This window comes from Pantoea hericii (assembly GCF_014155795.1).
Classification (GTDB): Bacteria; Pseudomonadota; Gammaproteobacteria; order Enterobacterales; family Enterobacteriaceae; genus Pantoea; species Pantoea eucalypti.
The window spans coordinates 357239-383937 of the sequence record NZ_SCKV01000001.1; the positions used below are offsets into that span (position 1 = coordinate 357239).

General features: G+C 58.2%; 5 protein-coding genes. 3 read left to right on the forward strand and 2 right to left on the reverse strand.

Features of this window, described 5'->3' with window-relative positions:
- Positions 1-285 precede the first annotated feature (285 nt).
- A complete protein-coding gene (locus H7K52_RS01585; RefSeq protein WP_182629566.1) occupies positions 286-17985 on the reverse strand; it encodes an Ig-like domain-containing protein in 17700 nt (5899 codons plus the stop codon).
- A 749-nt stretch (positions 17986-18734) separates the two neighbouring features.
- On the opposite strand from H7K52_RS01585, the gene H7K52_RS01590 reads away from it, so the two are divergent.
- From H7K52_RS01590 to rcsB, 3 genes are read left to right on the forward strand one after another with little or no spacing between them, the layout of a single operon-like run.
- A complete protein-coding gene (locus tag H7K52_RS01590; RefSeq protein WP_003854200.1) occupies positions 18735-19889 on the forward strand; it encodes an MFS transporter in 1155 nt (384 codons plus the stop codon).
- 19 nt (positions 19890-19908) lie between these two features.
- Positions 19909-22566 (forward strand): phosphotransferase RcsD, encoded by a 2658-nt coding sequence (gene rcsD / locus H7K52_RS01595; protein ID WP_008926131.1) that lies wholly within the window; start codon positions 19909-19911, stop codon positions 22564-22566.
- A gap of 1 nt (position 22567) precedes the next feature.
- Positions 22568-23218: a response regulator transcription factor RcsB gene (gene rcsB / locus H7K52_RS01600; protein ID WP_003854204.1), complete on the forward strand. Its 651-nt coding sequence runs from the start codon at positions 22568-22570 to the stop codon at positions 23216-23218.
- Positions 23219-23270: 52 nt separating this feature from the next.
- On the opposite strand, the gene rcsC is transcribed toward rcsB, so the two are convergent.
- Positions 23271-26123 (reverse strand): two-component system sensor histidine kinase RcsC, encoded by a 2853-nt coding sequence (gene rcsC, locus H7K52_RS01605; RefSeq protein ID WP_003854206.1) that lies wholly within the window; start codon positions 26121-26123, stop codon positions 23271-23273.
- Positions 26124-26699: the final 576 nt, after the last annotated feature.

The following is a 26699-nucleotide window of genomic DNA, read 5'->3' on the forward strand; positions in this document are numbered from 1 at the left end:
TTAAGGCTGTCGACAGGTGGTGGGTCAGCTGATGCTGCCCGTTTCCGCTGGTCGGAACTGGTTACCCGCAGGTAACAGGGATGGAGAAAGAGGACGCTGATAAAGCGACAAAGGGAGCCAGAATAATGATTCACGGCGTGACGCCGTTTGTTGCACCTACCCTAATCTTTCATTCTGCTAATGAATATTGGCGATTATCTGGAAAATAAATTATCACGTGACTAAATAAAAAAGCGGGTGCTTTCGCACCCGCTTCTCCGATCAGCCTGACCGACGTTATTATTGCTACACCACATGAACCTGCAGATTCTGCTGCACCAGCACATCACCAAGGGTGTTCTCACTGGTCAGCGCCGAGTTGTGGTAGATCTCAAAGACTCTGCCCTCTACCGTGCGCTCGCCAGTCACTTCCCAGATACCGCCGTTGCTGTTCGCCAGAGTGACCTGACTGCCATCCGCGCCTTTGATCATCAAATCGTCACTCTGTTTGTCCGTAATATTGAGTGCCTCATTGAGATCGAGTTTCACGGAGTTGGTGCCGGTTTTACCCAAATCGAGCACTTCAATGTGTTCAACTTTCAGGCCCAGCGCGGTGAGGTCCAGACTGAGGTACTCACCGTTAAGCACAAGTGTATCCGTGCCTGCGCCGCCATCAATATGGGTAAAGTTAAGGTCACTGACCGTCACGGTATCCGCGCCGCTGCTGCCGGTAACCGACGCCCCTTCTGCCGTCGTGCCATCAGCCAGCGTAATCACTACGCCGCCGATGGTATAGCCCGCCTCCTCTGCCGGTGCCGCTGCCACCGCGGTGTCACTCGCTGTGGCGGTTTCACTGCTGACCGGCGTTACGGTATCCGCTTCGGTAATCAGCGTCGAGGTCACTGCGACATGGGCGCTGTTATCGTCGCTGCTGGTGCTCGTATTGTGCTGCGTTTCCGTGCTGGCACTGGCGACCGTGGCGCTGTCATCCGCTATTGAGAACAGCGCAAGCGACTCGGATGCCGCCAGCGTGACCGGCAGCACAGCACCCAGCAACAGCGTGTTTGTGGTGGTGTAACTGTTACCGGCTGCGTCGGTAATCGAAACTTTTGCCAGCGTACTCAGCGACAGCAGCAGGCCACCCACCGACAGCAGTGACGGTGAGAAGTTAACCGCATAACGCCCCAGCGCATCGGTTGTGGTGTTCAGCGTCGGACCGTTGTTGCCGTTGGCCAGAAGCAACGTTACGCTGACTTTTGAGCCCTGCGCGGCATTCAGCGATCCGCCCTGCACCACCAGACCGCTGAGCAGAGAACCCACAATGCTGAGTACAGGATCAACACCCACCAGCGGCTGATTATGCGACAACGCGGTAAAGCTGCTGGTACTGGTCGCGGTGTTGCCACCAATATCCGCCACCGTCACGGTCAGCGGATGGCTGCCGTCCGGAATGCCTTTCAGCGTCGCTGATGGCACGCTGATGCTCCATGCGCCGTTCGCACCGATGGTGGTGGTGAGGATGTTGCCCGCCACGTTCACCGTTACCGTGCCACCCGCCGCGTTAGTGCTGGTTCCTCTGATGGTCTCAGGGGCATTGGCCTCTGAGATGTTGAGGTAGCCATCGCCACCAAAGAAGCTGTTCACGCTGACCGTCGGCGTGGTGTGACTCACCACACCCAGCGACGCCGAAGTGGAACCACTGGTACCTGCACCGTTGATGACGCTGGCGGTGACAGTCTGTAGTCCATCTGCAATGGCGGCGAGGTTAGCTGCCGGAACAGAAAGACTCCAGTTGCCATTGCTGCTCACGGTAGTGCTGTATGTCTGCCCACCCAGCGTCACCCGCACCACCGATCCCTCAGCATTGCTGGCGGTACCTGAGATAGTCTGTGCGGTTTTTACATCCACCGCGCTCAACGCACCGTCTCCAAACAGTGAGGTAATGGCGACCACTGGCGTCGACTGGCTGATGGCGTTCAGCGTTCCACTGCTGTTCACCACATTTCCGTAGGCATCGGTGCCAGTGACCGTCACGGTTTTAATGCCGTCAGTGATCAAGGCAAGGTCCGCTTTTGGCACGCTGATGCTCCAGTTGCCGCCACTCACTACTTTGGTGGTATAGGTCTGGCCATTCAGTGTGGCGCTGACGACAGAACCCGCTGAAAGGCTGGAGGTCCCGCTCAGGGTCTGGCTGGAAGCCAGATCCAAGGCGCTCAGCACACCGTCGCCAAACACCGTATTCACTGTCAGGGTTGGCTGGACCAGTCCCAGGGAGACGCCCGCGCTGGTGCTGCTGACGTTACCGACCGTGTCGGTGACCGACGCACTGACGGTGAAGTTACCGTTAAGCAGCGTCGAGAGCACCGCTGGCGAGATGGCAGTAGAGAACGTACCGTCGGCGTTGACCTGCGCGGTGACGTTGGTACTGCCAATCGCCAGCCTGACGCTGCTGCCCGCCGCCAGCCCGGAGACGGTGCCGCTGATAGTCTGCGTGACCAGCGATTCCGCCAGGTTAAGCACGCCGTCACCAAACAGCGGATTGAGCGTCACTTTCGGCAGATTGTGAATACCCACCAGCGCCCCGGCAGTGGTGCTGGTGGTGTTACCGGCGCTGTCGGTGACACTGAATCCGACCGTCAGGTTACCATCGGCAATCCCCTGCAGCAGCGCAGGCGTCAGCGAGACGGTAAAGTTGCCATTCGCATCCGTTGCCGTCACAAACTGCTGTGCGCCCACCGACACCACCACACGCGACCCCGTTTCCGCACCGCCCACGACGCCGCTGATGATCTGCGTCGACAGCGCATCTGCCACGTTCAGCAGACCGTCGCCGAACAGCGGATTCACCGTGATGGTCGGCAGCAGCGTATCGACGCGGACACCGGCGCTGGTGCTGGCGGTATTGCCCGCTGCATCCGTGACCGAAGCCCCTACCGTCACGTTGCCCTGTGCCAGCGTGCCCAGAATATCCGGCGTTACCGTGGTGCTGAAGGCGCCGCCCGCACCCACGGTAGCGCTGAGCTGGCTGTTGCCCACCGAGAGTGTGACCACACTGCCCTGCGCAACGTTATTTACCACGCCGCTGATCACCTGTCCGGTGGCGATATCGGCCAGATTCAGTACCCCATCACCAAACAGTGACGTCAGCGAAATGGACGGTGTCTGGGTAAAGATACCAATTGAGGCGCTGTTAGAGGCAACGTTACCCACGGCATCCCTGACACTGACGCCCAGCGTCAGATTGCCATCCAGCAGTGAAGTCAGATCGCTGCCCGGCAGGTTAACGCTCCACCTTCCGCCCGCCTGCACCGTTGTACTGTACGTCTTGCTGCCAAAGGTCACAGTCACCTGTGAACCTGCAGCTGCATTGCTGATGACGCCACCGACCAGCTGTCCGGCTGCGGCTTCTGCAATGTTCAGCAGGTTATCGCCGCCAAACAAGCCGGTGAGCGGACCAACGACCGGCACCGCATCGACAATCGCCGTAGCAGTTTCACCCACCGTGCGGGTGTTGCCTGCGGCATCCGTCAGGGTGACGTCAATATCCAGCTGACCATCGGTGAGCAGACCCAGTACCGACGGTGGCACCACGATAGCCCATTTACCATCCTGACCCACTGAGGCAGAGAGCGTGGTCCCGCCCAGCACCACGGAAACTGTGGCACCGACGCCCGCGGAGAGTGCGGTCCCGGAGATCGTCTGCGCGACGGTGGTATCCAGCGCACTGAGCGTGCCGTCGCCGAACACCGAATCAACCACCAGCGTCAGCGCACTGTTGACCACTTTATTGACCGTTAGCGTGGCGTCGGTCTGGTTGCCTGCAAGGTCATTGACCCGCACGCCAAACACCAGCGCGCCGTCATTGAGGCTCGACAGGACGTTCGGCGCAAGATCGATGCTCCAGCGTCCGTCAGCCCCCACCGTCGCGGTGGCGATCGGCGAGGCATCACCCAGATAGAGGCTGATGGTCTGGCCTTCGGCGCCCGTCGCGCTGCCGGTCAGCACCTGACTGGCCACCAGGTCAGCGGCGTTGACCACATTGTCGCCGAGGAATGCGTCCACCTGCACCAGTGGCGCGGCGGTATCTACCGTCACTGTCTGGGTAGCCGTCCCCACATTACCGGCGGCATCCGTCAGCTGCGCGGTGATTGGCGTGGTGCCATCGGTAAGTGCCTGCATTGCGCTGGCAGGAACGGTAGTGGACCAGGTGCCGTTGGTTTGCACCACCGCGTTGTAGGTCTGGCCATTGAAGGTCACAACGACCGTGCGGCCAGCCTCAGCGATATCGGCGGTGCCGGTAATCGCCTGGCTTAGGGTGCTTTCATTGCCATTAACCTGGTTATCACCCGCAAAGGTATTGATCGACAGGGTTGGTGCAGTCAGATCGATCAGCACGTTACCGCTGGTCGTCACCGGTGTTGTGCCATCTGTGGCCGTCACGGTGATGCCGACGCTGCCGTCCGCATTGCCAAAGGCGGTGACGGGCAAGGCCCCGGTCGACCAGTTGCCCGACGCATCCAGCGTGGTGGTGTAGGGAACACCATTGATCACCACCTCCACTGACCCGTTCGCGCCGAGGTTAGCCGAAGTACCACTTACCGCTACCCCACCCGCCACATCCTGGGTGCTGATAATGTTGTCGCCCGAGACTGTGTCCAGCGTTACCAGCGGGCCTGGTGGTGGCGTCAGATCGACGGTCAGCGAGACAGGCACGGTTGCGGTATTGCCAGCCAGATCGGTCACTGCCAGCGTCAACGTGGTCGATGGCGTAAAGGTGGCCATCTGCTCTGGCGTCAGCGTCACGCTCCATTTGCCGTTACCGTCAACAATTGCGGTGCCAAGGATGGTGGTATTCAGCGAAACCGTGACGACAGAACCGGTTTCTGCGCCGGTCGTGGTGCCGCTGAGTATCTGCGGCTGAATGCTCTCGGCGTAGTTAACGACGTTGTCGCCAGTGAAGTCGGTAAAGCTAAGCACCGGCGGGGTTTTGTCGAGCACCAGCGAACTGGTAATGGTGGTGCTGTTGCCCGCTGCATCGGTTGCTGTCACGCTGACCGGATAGGTGGCATCCGGCAGTGCTGAAAGCTGCGCCTGAGTCAGGGGCACCGTCCAGTTGCCATTCGCATCCACTGTTGCGGTATAGGTCGTGCCGTCAAGCGTGAGCCCCACCGTCTGATTCGCGCCCACCTCACCGGTGGTGCCGCTCAGGGTAATGCCCGCGGCAACATCGCTACTGTTTACATAGCTGCCGAGGAATTCCGGATTGACTGCAGGCTGTGGCGCGGTGAGATCAGCGGTGAATGGCAGTTGCGCTGATGCGCTATTGCCCGCTGCATCCACCACGTTGACCGTCAGCGTCTGCGGCCCGCTACCCAGTGAACTCAGGGCATCCGGCGGAATATCCACGGTCCAGTTACCGTCGCCATCCACTGAGCCAGAATAGCGACTGCCGTTAATATCGACGGTGATGCTGACCGCCTGATTCGCCCCCACACTGCCGGTGGTGCCGGTCAGGGTCACGCCTGCCGCCGCTTCACTGATGTTCAGCAGATTATCTCCGCCAAATGCACCAGGGTTAAAGCCGGGTACCGGCACGGCCACTTCGGTGACCACATTCAGCGCCGTGTTATCGTTGTTACCCGCGATGTCGGTTGCGGTCACGGTAATAGTGTGAGTGCCGCTGGTGAACGTGGCCAGCTGCGCTGGCGACAGGGCCAGAGACCAGCTGCCGTCGGTCTGCACCGTTGCAGCCAGCGGCTGATCATTATTGAAGCCGGAGATCAGGACCGATACAGTCTGACCGGCACCGCTAATGCCGGTGGTACCCGTCAGGATCTGTTCCGTTCCCGCCTCGGCAGCGTTCAGCGCACCGTCACTAAACGGCAGATTCAGGCTGACATCCGGCAGCGAGTTAATCGCCACCAGTACCGTACCGCCGAAGCTTCCGGTGTTGCCGTTCACATCGGTGACGGTCACCGTCACCGGCCAGTTGCCATCCGGCAGTGACTGCAATACAGCAGGTGGCAGGTCCAGTGACCAGCGGGAACCATCCTGACTGAGCGTTGCGGAATAAACAGTCCCATTGAGCGTGACGGTGACCCCCGCTGCGTTATCAACATTCACCGCACCGGTAAGCGATCCCCCTGCGGCCGCCTCTGCGGCGTTAATCCGCCCATCAATAAAGGGTGTATCCAGCGAGGGGTCAGCAATCGGTGTAATCGCAGAGATAAATGTTTTGGTCGCCTCGGTCGTGTTTCCTGCCCGATCGGTGGTTGTGAGGGTCAGGGTATGTTCCCCGCTTCCCAGGCTGGCGATCACCTCTGGCGTCAGGCTGGCCGTCCAGTTGCCACTGGCATCGACCGTGACGGATAACGGGATAGCGTCATCACCTGCCGTGACGCTCAGCGTCTGACCCGCCACGACGGTGGAGGTGCCGGTAACCTGCTGCACCGAGGCGGCTTCACTGATATTAATGACGTTGTCGCCGAACTGTGTAACAGCAAAGTCAGCGGAAACCGGTGGGGTTTGCAGGATCTCAACGCCTGCAGTGGCCTGCGCCGGATTTCCGGCAGCATCAACAGCAGTGACCACCACCTGTGTCAGTCCATCGTCAAGGCCTGTGAGCGCACCTGATGCCAGGTTCAGCGTCCAGCTGCCGCTGGCATCCGTGGTGGTGCTGAACGTCAGCCCGCCGACAGCGATGTTTACTACACTGCCTTCCGGCAGGTTGGTACTGTCACCACTCAGCGTTATCGGGCCTTCGGTTTCTGCCAGACTGAGCAGCGAATCGCCAAACGGTCTGTTCAGGGTCAGCGCTGGCAGGGTGTTAAACGCCACATCCAGTGAGGTGGTGGTGTCCGTGGTGATATTGCCCGCCGCGTCAGAGACAGAAACGGTGACCGCATTGGGGCCATCCGCCAGTTGTTGCACGTCGGCCGTCGGAACAGTAATTGTCCAGTTTCCGTCGGCATCTGCCGTGGCGGTGTAGCTGACATTATTCAGCGTTACCGTCACAGGTATTGCGCCCGTGGTGGTGCCGCTAATGGTGAGATCCTGCAGCGACTCCGACAGGTTAAGGGGGTCGCCCGCGCTGACCGTGATATCCGTCAGCACAGGACGTGTGGTAATAAAATCAACCTCCTTCGTGGCGGTCGCCGGATTACCCGCGACATCCGTTGCGCTGACGGTAAAGGTCTGGCTGCTGCCTGGCGCCACATCGGCAAAGGCCGCGGACGGCACATTCACCGTCCAGTTGCCGTTTGCATCAAGCAGAGTCGTCGTCGTGTAATCCGTGCCGCTCAATGACACCGTTACGACAGTACCCGCTGCCAGCAGCGTGCTGCTGCCGCTGACCGCAACCTCTGCAGTGGACTCGGTGGCATTGATCACATCATCGCCGGCGACCACGTTCATGGTCAGCGTCGGCTGAACCTGCGCGCTGGCCAGCACAACCAGACTGCCACTGGCACTGGCCGGGTTACCAGAGGCATCCGTTGCCACCACCTGCACCAGTTGATCGCCATCCGGAAGATTACCCAGGGCGGCGGCCGGAACAGTGACCGTCCAGCTGCCGCTCGCGGTCACCGTGCCGCTGTACTGCAGGCCGTTCAGCGTCACCGTCACCAGCTGGCCCTCAGCCAGATTGGTGCTGGTGCCGCCGATGCTCAGATCCTGCTGCGACTCGGCCTGGTTAAGGAAGTTATCCTCACTGAGCGTCCCGAGGGTCAGGGTCGGCAGATTCAGACTGTCAGCATCGCGCGTCAGTGTGGTCTGAACCGCAACCGCCGGGTTGCCCGCTGCATCGGTCATTGAGACAACAACCGGGTAGGTGTTGTCCGCCAGCCCCTGCACAACGCTGGCAGGCAGCGTCACCTGCCAGGTGCCGTCAGAGAGCACCAGAGTGGTGTAATCGACATTCTGGAAACTGACCGTCACTGTCTGCCCGGCATCCGCCACCGTTGCCGACCCACTGATGGCGACCGCTTCCAGTACCTCCAGGGAATTGATGATGTTATCGCCGCCGATGGGGTTGACGCTCAATACCGGCGGTGTGAGATCAACGGTGACGGCGCTGGTCAGCAGACCGCTGTTACCGGCCGCATCGCTGGCATTGACCACCAGGGTATTGATCCCCTCGTCCAGCGTCTGCACCTGCGCAGGTGTTAAATTCAGCGTCCAGTTGCCCTGCGCATCCACCGTGGCCGGGTAATCATTCCCGCCTAGCGTCACGGTGACGGTCTGGCCGTCGCCCGGCACACCGGTGCTGCCGGTCAGTGTCTGGCCGACACCCTGCTCAGCCAGATTCAGATAACCATCACCAAACGGGGTGTTTATGCTGACCGACAATGCCCCGGTTGCCACGGTGATTTCACGCGTTTCCGTGACCGGGTTACCCGCCGCATCACTGACTGTCACAGTCAGGATGTAAGCGCCGGCCTGAATACCGGCCAGCGAACCTGCAGGCAGTGTCAGGCTCCAGTCGCCCTCCTGGGTAACGGTAGTCGTCCAGAGCTGATTGTTCAGGGTAATCGTGACCTGCTGCCCGGCTTCAGCATTGCTGCTGCCGCTGAGGACAATCGGAGCGAGGCTTTCGGCGATATTAACGCTGTTATCGCCCGCAACGGCGTTCAGGGTCAGCGTCGGTGGCGTCAGATCCACCGTTACGCTGCCCGGTGTGCTGCCGGTGTTACCCGCCGCATCCTGCACCGTGACGGTATAGCTAATAACATCTTCTGGCAGGTCAGCCAGCGCCGTAGCAGGCACGTTGATCTGCCAGTTGCCGTTGCTGTCGACCGTACCGTTATACGTGACGCCATTCAACTGCACGCTGACGCGCTGTCCGTCACCTGTTACACCTGTGGTGCCGCTCAGGGTTTGTGCTGTGGCGATCTCGCTGCTGTTGAGCACTCCATCGCCAAAGGCAGAGAGGATTTGTGGTGCCGGCAGAGTGGTCGCCAGTACGTTAAGCGTCGCCTCACTGCTCAGGGTCGACCCGCCGCTGTCTGTCGCGGTGACGGTCACGGTGTAAGGCCCATCGGCGAGCGCCGTGAGTGCCTCAGCCGGCACGATCGCACTCCAGCGGCCAGTGGCCGAGACCTGCGCGGTATAGCTGATGTTGTTAAACAGCAGCGTCACCGTACTGCCCTCAGGCACATTCACCGAGGTGCCGGTCACGATCAGCGACTGACCCAGCTCCTGTGCATTCAGGTAGTTGTCCTGGCTGATGGCGTCCATCGCCAGGCCAGAGGCGTTGCTGTTCACGTCAAAGTTGAGATCACGGCTAGTGGTGTTGCCTGCCACATCGCTGACCGCCACAGTGAAACTGGCGCTACCGTCATTAATGGCCGCCAGCGCACCGGCTGGCACGGTCAGGCTCCACGCGCCGCTCGCCTGCACGGTGGCGCTGTAAACCGTCCCCTCAATGTTCACAGTGACCAGCTGGCCCGCTTCAACATTGGTGGTGGTGCCCGAGAGACGCTGATCGGTGAGGCGTTCCGCGCCATCAACCACGTTGTTACCGGCAAACGCATCCAGCGTCAGGGTTGGCAGTGTGCCGGGTTCCACTTTCAGCGCCAGGTCACGGCTGGTGGTGGTGGCATTGCCTGCCGCATCGCTGGCGGTCACGGTCAGTGGATAGCTGCCGTTGCCCAGCCCGGCGTAAACCGTGGCAGGCAATGCCAGCGACCAGCTGCCATTGACGTCAGCGGTGGTGCTCAGCGTGGTGCCGTTGAAGCTGGCCACAATCAGCGCGTTTGCTTCGCTGCTGCCGGTCAGCGTGAGCGGCTGCTGACTCTCGGCAGCGTTGATAATGCCATCGGATGGCGTGATGAAGTTCAGCACCGGAGGCACGGTATCCACCACAATGTTGCCATTCGCCTGGCTGGTATTGCCTGCTACATCACTGACAACCACGGTGTAAGGTGCATTGCCCTGTGGCAGCGCAGCCAGAATATCGGCCGGAACCGCGACCTGCCAGTTGCCGGTAGCATCCACCGTGCCGCTGTAGTTGCTGCCGCCCAGCGTCACAACGACCGTCTGGCCGTCACCGGTTATGCCGGTGCTGCCGGTGATCACGCCACCTGCCGAGGCTTCCTCACCGTTGAGAATGCCATCATTAAATGCCACACCGGGAGTGGCCACTGGCAATGCGCTGGCGACAACCGTCAGCGTGGCGTCACTGGTCGCAAGCTCTGTTCCGTTAGCGTCGCTGGCGGTGACCGTGATGATTTGCGGGCCATCTGCAGTGCCGGTAAAGGTGCCAGCCGGTAAGGTGAGGCTCCAGCTTCCCTCTGCCGCCACGGTGACACTGACCGGCGTCCCATTAGCCACGACGGTGACAATGCTGCCGTCCGGCAGACCACTGGTGCTGCCGCTCACGACGATGGCGCCATTCACTTCCTGTGCATTGAGGTAGTTGTCGTCGCTAATTGGTGCCAGCGCAATCGACGGCAGGGTGTTGTCCACGCTGAAGTTAAGCGGGCTGCTGGCCGTATTACCCACGACGTTAATCACACTGACGTTCAGTGTCTGATTACCCTCCCCCAATTCAGCCAGTGCGCCTGCAGGCAGAATGATACTCCAGTTGCCACTGGCCGCGACCACGCCACTGTATTCGGTGCCATTCAGAGAGATGATGACCTGCTGGCCCGCTTCAACATTGCTGCTGCTGCCGCGGACCGTAATCGGCTGTAGCTGCTCTGCCGCCGTCACGATGCCATCACCGGCAAAGGTGCTGCTATCTATGGTCAGCGCAGGCTGTATCTCCGGCGAGGTAGCCACATTCAGATCAATCACCTGGCTGCTCTGATTACCGTTCGCACTGGTTTCCGTCACCGTTACCAGATTACTGCCTGACGGCAGTGCTGCTAGCGCTTCAGAGGCGATCTGCAGCGTCCACTGTCCATTTACGCCAACCGTGGTGCTGTAAATCTGGTCATTAAGCTGGACCGTGACAATATCGCCATTCTGACCGCTGCCACTGACGACCAGCGGCTCCGCCAGTTCACCTGTGTTCAGCGCATTGTCGCCGCTGATCGGTGCGACCACCAGCGGAGGCGGCGTTGTGGCAACTGTCAGCGCACTGTTCTGGCTGTTGCTGTTCCCCGCCTCGTCGGTGACGGTGATCACCACGGGATAGCTGATGCCGTTAGTCAGACCGGCCAGTGCCGCTGGCGGCACAGCCAGCGTCCAGTTTCCGCCCGCCTCAACGGTGCCTGTGTAGGTGACGCCATTCAGCGTGACACTCACGCTGTCGCCTTCAGTGCCTGCACCGCTGAAACTGAAGCCGTTGGCCTGTTCTGCAATGTTCAGCACGCCATCGCCAGCAGGCGTATCAAAGCTGAAGTCGGGTGGCGTGGTATCCACGGTAACCGGGAATGGCGTGGTGGCGACGTTGCCGCTCAGGGTCGTGACAGTCACGTTAAGATCGTAACGCCCCTCTGGCAGCAGTTGCAGACTGGCAGCAGGCACGGTAGCCGTCCAGCTGCCGTCGGCGGCAACTACTGCCTCATAGGTCTGGTTATTCAGTACAAGGCTGACGCTGCCGCCGGGCGCAACGGTGCCGCTCAGGTTCAAATCCGTGGTCGTTTCAGTCGCATTGATAATGCCATCGATGGCAATCGGATTAACGGTCAGCGCGGGTAAGCCGGTATCAACAATCAGCGGTTCACTGATGCTGGTGCTGTTACCTGCCACATCGCTTACCGTCACGGTAACCGGATTGCTGCCCTGCGGCAGTGCCTGTAGCGCATCTGGCGGCAGCGTGACGCGCCATTCACCATTTGCTGCGACCGTTGCCGGATAACTTATGCCGCCCAGGGTCACGCTGACGGCCTGGCCTGGCTGGACTGAGCCGGTCAGCGTCTGCGCCACGCTGGCTTCATCCGTGTTGAGAATGCCGTCAGTGAAAGGCGTATTGATTTCCGGGTCTGCCAGCGGCGTAGTCGCCACCAGCAGCGGCTGATTGATCTGCACATCACCCGAAGAGACGGTAACCGTGGTGTTACCCTGCGGCAGATTTGCCAGGTCAGCAGCGGGCACCGTCAGGGTCCAGCTGCCGTTTATATCGGTTGTGGTGGTGTAAACCGTGCCGTTGGGTTCCAGCGTCACGCTGATCGGACTGTTAGCCGGCAGGTTTGCCGAGCCGCCACTTACAGTGAGATCACTCTGTGCTTCCAGCCCATTCAGCGCATTGTCACCACTGATCGGGGTCACCGACAGCGACGGTTCGGGTAAGATAACCACGCTGAATTGCCCTTCAGCAGGCAGCGCCGGGTTACCGGCCTGATCAGTAATCGCTACGGTAAAGGTTTTTTCGCCCAAACCGCCCAGCGATCCGGCGGGCAGCGTCACACTCCAGCGACCGTTCGCCAGTACCTCACCGTCGTAAGACTGCCCGTTAATGGTCAATAATACCGGCGAACCGGCCGGTACGCCGGTGACATTGCCGGTGACCAGAATGTCGCTGAGCTGTTCCGCGCTATCGACCTGATTGTCGCTGGTGACGGGATCAATGGTCAGGGCGGGTGACGTGGCCGCCAGCACGGTAACGCTGGTCAACTGCGTGGTGGTGTTGCCATACGCATCGCTGATGGCAACGTTGATCGGATAGATCTCATCGCCCAGCTGGCTGACAATCGCGGCGGGAACCGTTACGCTCCACGCGCCGTTGGTATCCACGGTGGCGGTGTAGGTTTCATTATTGAACGTTACCGTGACCGTATCGCCCTGCGCACCGCCACGCCCGTCGAGAGTGAGATCCTGGGTGTGCTCAGCGATATTGATATAACCATCGCTGCCCGGCGTGGAGACTTCCAGCAGCGGCGGCGTGGTGGCGAAAATCAAGGGACTGCCGGTTTGTGTGGTGTTGCCATCGGCGTCCGTCGCCACCACCGTTACGGTCTGGGTGCCATTCGGCACATTCGCCAGATCAGAGGCAGGAATATTGACGCTCCAGTTGCCACCCTGCGCCACCACGGCGCTGTAAGTCACGTTATTCAGTGTGACGCGAATGATGTCGCCTTCGTCGCCAGTGCCGCTGACGATCAATGGCTGCTGCGCATCGCTGTTGTTGATCGCGCCATCATTAGTGAGATCGTTGATCGTCAGAGCCGGTACGGACGTGGCGACCCGCAAAGACGTATCCTGCGAGCTGCTGTTACCGGCCGGATCGGTCACCGTAACCGTTACCGGATAAGTCTGATTGGTCAGCGGGCCCAGATCGGCAACCGGAACGGAAGCACTCCAGGTTCCGTTTTCATCAACAACGGCGTTATAGGTCTTGCCGTTTAACCCCACCGTTACGGTGTCGCCCGTGGTGCCGGTGCCGCTGATCAGCAGCGGCTGAGTCAGTTCGTTGTTGGTCAGAACCCCATCACCGCCCGGTGCGGTCACGGCCGCAACCGGAAGTTGTGTGTTGACTAACAGCGGTTGCGTCTGGGTGGCGATGTTCCCGCTGGCGTCGGTCAGCGTGACGGTCAGCGTATAGCTGCTGCCATCAGACAATGCCTGCAATGCTGCTGGCGGCAAATCAACCGTCCAGTTGCCCTGCTCATCGACTGTGGCGCTGTAACTCTGGTTGTTCAGCGAAACAGAAACCCGCTCGCCCGGCAGTGCACCTGAACCACTGACCGGCACACCCGCCGTCACTTCACTGCTGTTGAGAATGCCATCGCCACCTGCGACCTCAGCCACAATCAGCGTCGGTGGCAGCGTGTCGACGCTGAAATTCACCGTCTGGTCCGCGCGGTTGCCCGCCTCGTCAATGGCGGTAATGATCAGGCTGTTAGCGCCCTGCGCCAGTAAAGCGAGATCGCTGGCAGGCACTGGCAGGCTCCAGCTGCCGTCGGCATTGACAGTGGTACTGTACGTTTTGCCGTTAAGTTCCACTTCCACCTGCTGGCCCGCGACGGCCTTGCCGGTGCTGCCGCCGATCAGCAGATCGCTACCCGCTTCCGTCCGGTTGAGAATACCATCGGTGATCGCACTCTCGTTCAGCGTGATTTGCGGCAGCGTAGAGGCGACCACATTCAGCGGAGCGGAGGCGGTCAGCAGCGTATTGCTGGCATCGACGGTCGTCACTGAAATCTGTTTCACACCGTCGGTGATATCGGTGAGTGCACTTGCCGGAACGGTGACGCTCCAGACGCCATTGCTGCTCACCACTGCGCTGTAATTACCGCCGTTAAAATTAAGCTGCACCGTCTGGCCTGGATTAACACCCACCGCCGAACCGCTGATGATCAGATCGCTGCTCAGCTCCTGCAAATTGAGGAAGCCATCCGCGCTGACCGGTTCATTGATTGAGACGATGCCAGGTTCGCCTGCTGCTGGCGCGACGTTAATGTCACGGGTGTCAGTGGCCACAGCACCGGCTACCGTCGTGACGCTAACCGCAATGGCGGTGCTGCCCGCTGCCAGTGCGCTGAGCGCTGCAGACGGGATCTGTGTACTCCAGCTGCCATCAGGATTGACCGTGGCACTGTAATTCTGACCGCCCAGGGTGATGGTGACCGTCTGGCCCGCCTCCACATTGCTGGTGGTGCCGGAGAGCGTCTGATCCAGGGCTTTTTCGCTGTTATCCACCAGATCGTCACCGGCGAACAGGGCAATAGCCACTGTCGGCGTTTCCGGTTGCGCCGGGGTATCCACCACAATCGCCCGATCTTCGCTGGCGATTATGCCCGCCTGACTGGAAACCGTGGCCGCGATAGTTGCACTGCCCGCCGCCAGTGCTGCCAGTGCGCTGGCTGGGACATTCAGGCTCCAGCTGCCATCCGCGCCGACCGTGGCGCTGTAAGTCTGGTCGCCCAGCGTGACTGTGACGATTTGACCCGGCTCGACATTGGTACTGCTGCCGCTCAGCAACTGGTCGCTGGTTTTCTCATCGTTGCTCAGGACGTCATCACCGGCGAACTGATTGATGATGAGGGTGGGCTGGCCCGGCTCAGTCACCGGTGGCTCGACGGTGATCGCCAGCGTGTCGCTAACGCTGGTGCCCGCTGCGTTGCTGACCGTCACCACCAGCGAGGCAGATCCTGCGGCCAGCGCACCGAGTGCATCGGCCGGAATCGCGATATTCCAGCTGCCGTCAGGATTGACCGTGCCGCTGTAGCGCTCTCCGCCCAGGGTTACGGTCACAATCTGGCCCGCTTCGATGTTGGTGGTGCTGCCTGAGACCGCCTGAGCCTCCAGCTTCTCATCGTTGCTCAGGATGTTGTCTTCAGCGAAGGCATTGACGGTTAACGTTGGGGCATTCGGTGAAGTGCCCGCTGACGCCACCAGGAAGTCACGGGTTTCACTGACGGCTGCGCCGAGCGTATCGGTGACTGTAGCGTTCAGGGTCGTGCTACCGGCGGCCAGCGCCGCCAGCGAACTGGCTGGGATCGAGACGCTCCAGTTGCCATCCGCGCCAACCGTGGCGGTAAAGGTCTCACCATTCAGGGTGATAGTGACCTGCTGGCCCTCAGCAATATTGGTGGTGGTGCCGCTCAGCAGCTGATCGGTGGCTTTCTCGCTGTTGCTGAGGATATCGTCACCGGCAAAGGCGTTGATGGTTACGGTGGCTTCACCCGGCTGCGTCGCCGGGGCTTCGACGGTGATCGACTCCGAAGTTGTCGCGGTGTCGCCCGCCGCATTGCTGACCGAGGCGGTCAGGGTAGTGGTGCCTGCTGCCAGTGCGTTCAGCGCGGCGGATGGCACGGTGACGCTCCAGCTGCCGTCACCCTGCACGCTGGCGCTGTAGGTCTGACCACCGAGGGTCACGGTGACGATCTGTCCGGCTTCAACGTTGGTGACCGTGCCGCTGACAGGCTGATCGGACGCTTTCTCGGCGTTGCTCAGGTCGTTATCGCCAGCAAATTCATTCAGGGTCAGCGCCGGCACGCCAGGCTCAGTCACAGGTGCCTCAACCGAGATATCGCGGGTTTCGCCTGCGCTCACACCATCGACGTTGCTGACGGTGGCGCTGATGACATTGGATCCCGCAGGCAGGTTGCCCAGCGCACCAGCCGGAACAGTCACGCTCCAGTTACCACTGCCATCCACGATGCCAGCGTAAGTCTGGCCACCAAAGGTGATCGTGACCGTCTGGCCCGCTTCGACGTTGGTGGTGGTGCCAGAAAGCGTCTGGGCGGTCCCTTTTTCGTCGTTGCTGAGGATGTCATCCCCGGCAAATTCATTGATGGTAACGGTCGGTTCGCCCGGTTGCGTCACCGGCGCTTCCACGCTGATGGGCAGGCTGCTGGTCGCGGTGTTACCGGCCGCATTGCTGACCGAAACCGTCAGTGTCGTTTCACCTGCCGCCAGTGCGCTCAGGGCCGCTGAGGGTAGCGTGATGCTCCAGTTGCCCTGCGCATCTACGCTGCCGCTGTACGTCTGACCGCCCAGCGTGACCGTCACAACCTGACCCGGTTCGATATTGCTGGTGCTGCCGGTCACCGTCTGATCGGTGGTTTTCTCTGCGTTGCTCAGCTGGTTGTCACCGGTAAATTCATCCACAGTGACCGCAGGCGGACCCGTAACGACAGGCGTATCGACGCTGATTGCGCGGTTTTCACTGGCTTCAATGCCAGCCTGATTAGTGACGACCGCAGAAATCGCAAGTGAACCGGCATTGAGCGCATTCAGCGCCGCAGGTGAGAGCGTGACGCTCCAGTTGCCCTGCGCATCCACGACTGCGCTGAAGGTCTGATTGCCCAGCGTGATGGTGACAACCTGACCCGCTTCCACATTGCTGGTGGAGCCGCTCAGCAGCTGATCGGTGGCTTTCTCGCTGTTGCTGAGGACATCATCACCGGCAAACTGATTGATGGTGATAACCGGCGTTCCCGGCTCGGTCAGGGGCGGCTCGACGTTAAAGGTCAGGCTGCCACTGGCGGCGGTGCCTGCCTGGTTAGTGACGGTTGCTGTGAGGGTGGCGTTGCCGGTGGCCAGCGCGCTCAGCGCATCCACAGGCACAGTAATACTCCAGCTTCCGTCCGCGGCTACGCTACTGCTGTAGCTCTGGCCGCCCAGTGTCACGGTGACCACCTGCCCGGCTTCAACGTTACTGGTGCTGCCGGAGAGCGTTTGTGGCGTTGTTTTTTCGCTGTTATCCAGCAGGTTGTCGCCGGCAAAGGGATTCAGACTGATAACCGGTGTCGCGGGTGTACCGGGATCGGCGGCAGCGACGGTAACCGGCAGGCTGCCCGTAGCGCCTGTGCCCACCGCGTTACTGACGCTGACGTCGATGGTGGTGGTGCCTGCGGGAAGTCCCGCCAGCGCGGCGGCAGGGATCGTAACGCTCCAGCTGCCATCCGTGCCGACTGTGGTGTTGTAGGTCTGTCCGCCCAGCGTAACCGTGACAATCTGACCGGCTTCGACATTGCTGGTCGTGCCGCTCAGCACCTGATCGGTCGTTTTTTCCGCATTATCCAGCACATTATCGCCAGCGAAGGCATTCAGGGTGATGGCAGGTGTCCCGGGTGTGACCGGTGTTCCCGGATCGGTGCCACCGGCGTTGCCGCCGCCGTTACCTCCACCCCCTCCGCCACCGCCGCCGATGCCCACTGCCAGTCCGGCTAAACCGAGCACACCCAGACCGCCTGCGGTGATGACGCCCATTGACGTATTGGCGTTATCCGCCAGCAGCAGCGGCTCTACGCTGTCGAGTGATTCATAGGTCGGTGTGATCGAACGGGAAGCGAGTTCAGCCCCTTCTGCGGTCTGCGGGAAAAGTGCATGTTCCGGTGGATTGACGCCATCATCGAACACCAGTTCGCTGTGCTGACCATCGGCGTCATCAAGAAAGAATTTTTGGTAGCGTACTGTGCTGCCGTCACGCATTTTCAGCACCAGATCGTTACCCTGGCGCTCAAACTGCGTCACCATGTCTCGCGTGCCGCTGATACGTACAACGCTGGGTTCGGTGAGGTTAATGGACTGTGATGAACCGCCAGTGGTCTGTGAGAGGAGTGTACCGTTTTCGCGCGAGATGATATCTACACGGCTCTGTGTGAGTTCTGCCATTTATAACCTCTGTTACACCAGATTAGCTAATATACTGAATCCTTAAACATAAATTTATTTTATGCTTGAAGTCTTCACGCATCATTTCACCTCCTGAGATGAAGAAGGTGTCTTAACCTGGCGCAGGTAAAAATGGCGAAACTAAGCCGCGTCACTAACGCACATAAAATAGGCGCGCAGCGGTATTATTATTAGTTTTTGAGTGTTTTAAGCTGTACAGACTTTCACACAACGTAAAGGTTGTGACTGATTAACTTTTAGCGTAACCATGTTAAAAATCAATTTCAATGTACAGCTTTAGTTATGATTAAAACATTATTACATTAGCCATAACCGAAAATTCGTTTTCAGGTAATGCGCTTTGTCTTTGTTTTTTCATGTCAATTTATTGCTGACTGTTTCCATAAATGATGCGATGAGGCTTAAAACCACTGCGTCATTAACGTGAGGGCAATGACAGGAATTTTTTTAATTGTGTGATTCAGTCAGCATTTACAGGTGGTGCTGTTCTGCGTTTTTAACAGCAAGCCCTTGAAAAAAGGCAGGGAAATTTGAGTTAAGTACTCCCGGATGAGCGGTGGTCATACCAGGAAAGTTCTGGAAAAAATTTGCGATGCAACAAAAGTCGGTAAACTGCCGGTTTTGCCATTTATGCGATGTGACTGCACCACTTTTGACAAGAGGCGCAACGGCCACTGACTCGCGGCCAGTGCTACACTTTTCCGCTTTAACATTGATGAATCCGACCTATGACCGCACTGGACGCTTCACAACAACATAAACATCAAAGCCGCCTTAACTGGGGTACACGCACTATCTTTTTAATTAATGGCTTAGGGATGTCAGCCTGGGCTCCGCTGGTGCCGTTTGCCCGGGATCGTCTGCAGCTCAGTGGCGCGTCCCTGGGCGCCTTGCTGCTCTGTCTGGGTATTGGTTCGCTGGCGGCGATGCCGGTGACCGGCACGCTGGTGGCGCGTTTTGGCTGCCGTCGCGTGATGTGCGTCTCCACCCTGTTAGTACTGATGATGATGCCGCTGCTGGCGACAGCAGACTCTCATCTGGTGATGGCGGCTGCGCTAATGCTTTTTGGTGCCGGGCTGGGCATGCTGGATGTGGCGATGAATTATCAGGCGGTTCAGGTTGAGCAGGCTGCAGATAAACCGATGATGTCGGGCTTTCATGGTTTCTTCAGTCTTGGTGGTATTCTGGGCGCAGGAACCGTCAGCCTGTTGCTGAGCCGGGATTTCACTCCACTGACCGCTACGCTGGTGGTAATGGCAATAATGCTCTTGCTGCTGCTGTGGCGATTGCCGGTCCTGATGAATGCGCGACTGCATCAGCCCGATCAGCCCTGGCTGGTGATCCCACGTGGCTGGGTTGCGTTCCTTGGCCTGCTCTGCTTTATCCTTTTCCTGGCGGAAGGGGCCGTACTGGACTGGGGCGCGCTGCTGCTGCTGCAGAACCCGGCGATGTCACCCGCCTATGCCGGACTCGGCTATGCCGTCTTTTCCGTCGCGATGACGCTGGGCCGTTTTAGTGGCGACAAGATCATCCAGCGTTTTGGCCGCTATCCTGTGATGCTCTCCGGCGCCCTGACCGCCGCAGCGGGTATGTGTCTGGCCGTCTGGCTGCCGTGGCCGGAGATCGCTCTGCTGGCTTTCCTGCTGGTCGGCTTTGGTTTATCCAATACGGTGCCGATGTTGTTCAATGCTGCCGGGAATCAACAGGATATGCCTGCGAACCTGGCGATTTCTGCCATGACAACGCTGGGATATGCGGGTATTCTCTCAGGTCCGGCTTTAATCGGATTCATTTCGCAATGGATCAGCCTCAGCGGCGCATTTTTACTGATCGCCCTGTTGCTGTTAGCGGTAGCCGCCAGTGCGCGAAAAGTTGCGCGATAATTCAGGTACCTGACACGCTATGTTGTATAAGTTTCCACTGACCTCCGGCAATGTCACCCGCTTTTTTGTGGTTTTCAATCTGGTGCTCCTGCTGGCGCTGGGCTTTATGGTGCATAACTCGGTCAATGCCTGGCTGACCGGGAAACGCTATGCCATGGACGATCTGGCGCGTGACGTACAGAAACGTATTGATGCCTATCGCTTTGCCACCTGGCAGATATATGAAAACCTCTCAACCAGCGCAGCCGGTGCGCCACCTGGCAGTAACCTGCAGGAGACGCGGCTGCGTCCTGATGTCTATTATCTGGAAAAAACCCGGCGTAAAACGGAAGCACTGATTTTCGGCTCACATGACAGCAGTACGCTGGATATGACCATGCGGATGTCGAACTATCTCGACACGCTGTGGGGCGCGGAAAATCCCACGTGGTCGATGTACTTTTTAAATGGTCAGGACAACAGCCTGATTATGATTTCGACCCTGCCACTGAAAGATATGGCAACGCGCTATAAAGAGAGCGCCATCAGTTCAATGGTGGATAGCCGTCGCGCTGAGATGCTGCAGCAGGCCAATGCGCTGGATGAACGCGAGAGCTTCTCGCCACTGCGCCACCTCGCCTTCCAGAACGATCACTATTTCACGCTGCGCACCACCTTTAACCAGCCGGGCCATCTGGCCACTGTTGTCGCCTTTGATCTGCCGGTTAACGATATCGTTCCGCAGAACATGCCGCTGGAAAACTTCCAGCTGCGTCAGGACACCTCAATGCCTGCCAGCAGCAGTGAACAGCAGGATGTGGAAAATACCCGTGTCTCACTGGTTAATCCCAATATTGAGATTGCGGCCACCCTGCCAAGTACGCCGTTGCAGCTGGTTTATCAGGTGCCGATTACTCGCCTGATTATCGACAGCCTGCATAATCTGCTCTGGCCGCTCCTGATCAACCTGCTGCTGTTCCTGCTCTCGCTGGCGGGGATCGTGCTGCTGCGTCAGCAGTCACTGCGTCCCAGCGAAAACCAGAGCGCTGAACTCGATTCACTGCGGGTGCTGAATGAAGAGATTGTGGCCAGCCTTCCGGTCGGTCTGCTGGTGTATGACTTTGCCAGCAACCGTACTCTGCTGAGCAATAAGATTGCTGAACATCTTTTGCCTCACCTCAATCTGCAGAAGATCATTAATATGTCCGACCAGCATCAGGGCGTGCTGCAGGCCACCATCAACAACGAAGTGTATGAGATCCGTCACGCCCGCAGCGTGCTGTCGCCGCATACGCAGCTGTTTATGATGCGTGATCAGGATCGCGAACTGCTGGTGAACAAGAAATTGCAGAAAGCGCAGCAGGTGCTGGATCGCAATCATCAGATGCGCCAGCAGCTGCTGCATAATCTGGGCCATGCGCTGAATCAGCCACTGGAAAAAATGGTGGCGCAGCTGGTGCAGCTCAGCCAGCGTGATGCCGATGAAACCGTACTGGACCTGCTCGACGAGAGCCAGGGCCTGGCGCGACTGGTAGATGATATCGTGCTGCTGAACCGGCTTGAAGCACACGACTGGTCACCGGATGCGACCGTCTTCAACCTGCAGGAACTGCTGGATGAGATTGCGCTGGAAAGCCTGCCGTTGATGCGCCGCAAAGGGCTGTCGCTGGTGGTGAATAATCATCTGGCGAATGACGAGACGCGCTTTGGCGACCGTCGCGCCCTGCGCAAAGTCCTGACCACGTTGATGCACTACGCCCTGACCACGACCCGCTGGGGGAAAATTACCCTGGAAGTTAAGGCTGCGGAGAAGCAGGCCGACAGAGTGATCATCGAACTGGTGGATACCGGTGCGGGCCTGACGGTGGATGAACTGGCGAATGTCGACTTCCCGTTCCTGGGGGATACCAGCCAGGATCGTTACGGACAGGCCTCCGGCATGGCGTTCTTCCTGTGTAAGCAGCTCTGCAAGCAGATGGGTGGCAGTCTCGATATCGTGGCAAAAGCGGATATCGGCACGCGCTATAACATGCAACTGCCGCTGGTGCTGGAAGAGAAGCGTGAGGAAGAAGAGGAAAAAATTCTGGATGGCGTGACCGCGCTGGTGGAGATCACCGTGGAGGACGTACATAAAATCGTCTGCCGCCATCTGGAGAACTGGGGAGCGCGTTGTCTGACACCTGATGAGCGCATTTCCGGTCAGGATCACGATGTCATGGTGACCGACGATCCCTCGAAGCTTAGCGGCTGGGCACTGCTGCTGGCGGAAGATGAATTGGGTCATCATGCACTGAACGACCAGCAGTATCGGGTCAATTTCAATCTCAGTAATGCGATGCTGGATGCATTGCTGGCCCTGATTGAGAAACAACTGTCGCATGATGTGATGGATAACGACATGGAAGACGACGCGGCCACGCCATTAATGAGCGGCGGCTATTTCCAGCTGTTTACGGAGACAGTACCGGTTGATGTGAAGAGACTGTATACTGAGTCGGCGGAAAAGGACTACGCCTCGCTTGCTCAGACAGCGCATCGCCTAAAGGGCGTGTTTGCCATGCTCAATCTGACTCCCGGCAAACAGCTTTGTGAAGAGTTAGAACACCACATTAAAGCGTGTGACGATTCAAACATTACAAATACCACCAGTGATATTGACGCTTACGTCAATCAACTGCTGCAGCAAGGTAACCAATAAGATGAATAACTTAAACGTAATTATTGCCGATGACCATCCAATTGTCCTTTTCGGTATCCGAAAGTCTCTGGAACAAATTGAATGGGTCAACGTTGTAGGTGAGTTCGAAGACTCAACAGCACTGATCAATAATCTGTCCAAGCTTGATGCCAACGTCCTGATCACCGACCTCTCTATGCCAGGTGAGAAGTATGGCGATGGTATTACGCTGATTAAATATATTAAACGCCACTACCCGGATCTCTCGATTATTGTTCTGACCATGAACAATAACCCCGCGATTCTGAGTTCAGTCCTTGATCTCGATATCGAAGGGATTGTCCTGAAACAGGGCGCGCCTACCGATTTACCAAAAGCATTGGCTGCACTGCAGAAAGGCAAGAAATACACGCCAGAAAGCGTTGCGAAACTGCTGGAGAAGATCAGCGCGGGTGGTTATGGCGACAAGCGCCTGTCACCGAAAGAGAGTGAAGTGCTGCGTCTGTTTGCAGAAGGTTTCCTGGTAACCGAAATCGCCAAGAAACTGAACCGCAGTATCAAAACCATCAGTAGCCAGAAGAAATCAGCGATGATGAAACTGGGCGTGGATAACGATATCGCACTGCTGAACTACCTGTCCTCTGTCAGCCAGAGTCAGGTCGAAAGAGACTAAGTTCCTCCTGAAGCGGTGCAGCTGCACCGCTTCGCCTCTGCCCTTTCCTGCCCTATCCCCGCCGCGTTTTACGAACCCGTTCAGCATAGATTGCCAGCGTCACTTTCAGCACGTCTAACGTCACCGGCTTCGACAGACAGTTATCCATACCTGCATCCATACAACGCTGTTTCTCTTCTGCCAGCGCATTCGCCGTTACGCCCACAACCGGGAACAGATGGCCCAGCTGACGTAATCGCTGCGTCAGGCGATAACCATCCATGTTCGGCATATTCACGTCGGTGAGCACGATATCAATCTCATTACGACTCAGGACATTCAGGGCATCAACGCCATCCTGGGCCGTTTTCACCTGATAGCCCAGCGTGCCAAGCTGTTCAGACAGCAGCATGCGGTTAATGGGATGGTCATCGACGATCAGCACCATGATGTCATCGTTATGAACTTTCTCTTCTACCGGGGTGGCCAGCAGCAGCGCATCGGCGGCGTCATTGCCCAGTGCAATCCGGTAGATGCGTGCCAGCAGCGCCGGCACCTCGTGCAGTGTGGCGGTGGAGTGGATCCAGCGTCCCGGCTGACGTTCACGCGGCATATCGACATGGGATCCGTCAAACGTGACCAGTGCGCGAAGCGGTGCATCAGTCTCCAGTTCGTAATCCGTCATGACCACATCATCCGGGCCTGGCTTACCGTTATACTCCGCAACCTGAATACCCTGCTGCTGAATCTGACGCGTGATAAACGCCGCAAGATACTCATTGCGCATCGCCAGCCAGATTCTCTTATCCTGTAAGTCCTCCAGCAGCATCAGTGATGGCTTCTGTCCCTGGTAGATCGGAATACGCACAATAAACTGGCTGCCCATGCCTGGCTCTGAGTCGACCTCAATGTCGCCATCCATCATATTGATCAGCTTTTCACAGATCGCCAGTCCCAGCCCGGTCCCCTGGAAATTACGCTGTACGCCATTTCCCACCTGGAAGAAAGGATCAAACAGGCGTGGAAGCTCTTTCGCCGGAATGCCGACACCGGTATCACGAACGCGGAAAGCCAGATAGCCCTGTGCAACGTAGGCGTGCAGAATAATACAGCCGGTATGCGTAAACTTAATCGCGTTGTTAAGCAGGTTCGAGATCACCTGCTGCAGGCGCAACGGATCGCCGTCCAGCACCTGCGGAACGTCATGTTCGATAAAGCAGTAAAGCGTCAGCCGCTTCTTCACCACCAGCGACAGATAGTTGCCGACAATGTGCGTGACAATTTCGCGAGGGGCAAACGGACGTGGCTCAATTTTCAACTGCTCTGACTCGATTTTCGAGAAGTCGAGAATATCACTGATGATCTTCAGCAGCAGGCTGGAGGAGTTATTCATGGCCGTCACCAGCGAGTCGATACCGCTGGGTAGCTCTTTGGTCTGCAACAGATCGAGGTTACCGATAATGCCATAGAGCGGCGTGCGCAGTTCATGACTGACGGTGGCAAGGAACATCGATTTTGACTGGCTCGCCTGCTCTGCCGCGTGGGCCATCTCCTGCAGAGACTGCTCCATCCTTACGCGCGCCGAGACATCAACCAGCACACAAATCGCGACGTTCTCATTACGATAGCGCGAATGCACAAAGCTGATTTGCAGGTTGGTATTGCTGCCGGTCAGCACATCGACAAAGTTAACCTGCTGCCCGCCAATGATTTCATTCAGCCGAAGCCGGTCCTCCTGCGTCAGCAACGTCAGATAATTATGTGCCAGCTCATTACTCAGAATATTGGTGCCGTCGCTGGTGCGTAAGATACAGATCCCCACCGGCGCCGAGGCGACAATCTTACGGTTAAACTGCTCATGCTCTTCCAGACGATGTGCATTCTCCTCTGCCGGCAGGAACATCCGGCGCTCGAATACCCAGGCGAGAGTAAACAGGATAACGGCACTGAAAATATTGAGCAGCAGCGCATTGATGATCATCAGCTTGAGCTGATCCACCATGACATCGGTAGGTACTGACCACACCACATTCAGATCGGAGGGCGGAAGTGGCTTTTTCAGCACCAGCTGACGATACCCATTCAGGTAACCGAACCAGGTTTTATCATCAGGCAGATTGTCGAGCGAGAAGCCCAGGCCGCCGCGCCGCGAGTTAAGCAGTGGACGATAGTTCTCATCGGTAATCGACGCAATGATCGGCAGGCTGCCCGGCTGAATAAACTCATCCAGTCGGATATTTTGCTCAACACCCAGCAGTGCCTGTAACTTGTTCGCGACGTAAACCGGCACCACCATATAGAAAGTGCCGACGCCAGGCTGAGCACTGCTGTTGATCCAGTACATCGGATTTCGGCGCTCTTCTTCACTGCTGTTGCGATAACGCAGCACATTCTCACGCAGCGATTTCAGGCTGCGTTCCCGATCAGCGTTGCTGCTGCCAATCGTAAAGTCGGCCAGACACTGACTTTCTCCACCGATAAAGAACACCCGATTCAGTTCATACGACGAGGCGAAGTTACTTTTCCAGTAATTGATGTAGTAGCTGAGAGAATCGAGCGAGTTGCGCCAGGTATTGCTCATTGAGGTACAGTCGCCATCCGAAAAGAGTGGCGTAAACTGCGGCTGGGTTGTTTTGCCTGGCATCATGCCGGTCAGTACATCCAGGCCACTGCTGGCATTGGTTAAGCGGTTCTCGGTGATATATTTCAGTTCACGCACCATGTCCGCCGAATGGCGCACATACCACTGAATCGTGCCGTAGTTGCTGGCAAACTCCTGCCGAACCTGCGTCTCTTTATTATGCAGTACGCTGATAATATAAAACGCTGTCAGAACGGCGCCCAGCGTCCAGATTAGCAGCGCCAGCGCGCGGAAAAGGTAGCGCGAGATGCGAAGCGTAGTGCGGAAAGAGACAGGATATTTCAAAGGTGACTCGCAGTTGGCAAGGTTAGTCGCATCATCGATTTTTAATGCCCATACACTAGCTTTATCGGGCGAAAAAAGCCAGCCAGCCGCAGGTTTAGCGGAAAGTTTGGGAATCTTTTAAGACAGTGAAAGCGACACGTTAACTCCAGCATCCAGTGGCCGCTTCTGCGCACTCAAACAAACAGACGCTCACAACATTGAAAAGCGACGCCGCTGACTAAACAAGAAAGGCCCGCACTGCCCGAAGAGCAAAGCGTCCACGCCAGGGATGGCGTGGCCGATCCGCAGGGATGCGGGATTCCTTTGCAATCGGGCAGTGCAGGCCTTTCGGCTACACCCGACTGACAGCCACCGCCTCCCCCACCCAGTCACCTCTGTCCTGCAATCCACACAAAGCGACGCCGCTGCCTAAACAAGAAAGGCCTGCACTGCCCGAAGATCAAAGCGTCCACGCCAGGGATGGCGTGGCCGATCCGCAGGGATGCGGGAATCCTTTGCGATCGGGCAGTGCGGGCCTTTCGACGGCTCCCCTCTCACAGCCACCAGCTCCCGCCCCTCTGCCACCTCTGTCCTGCA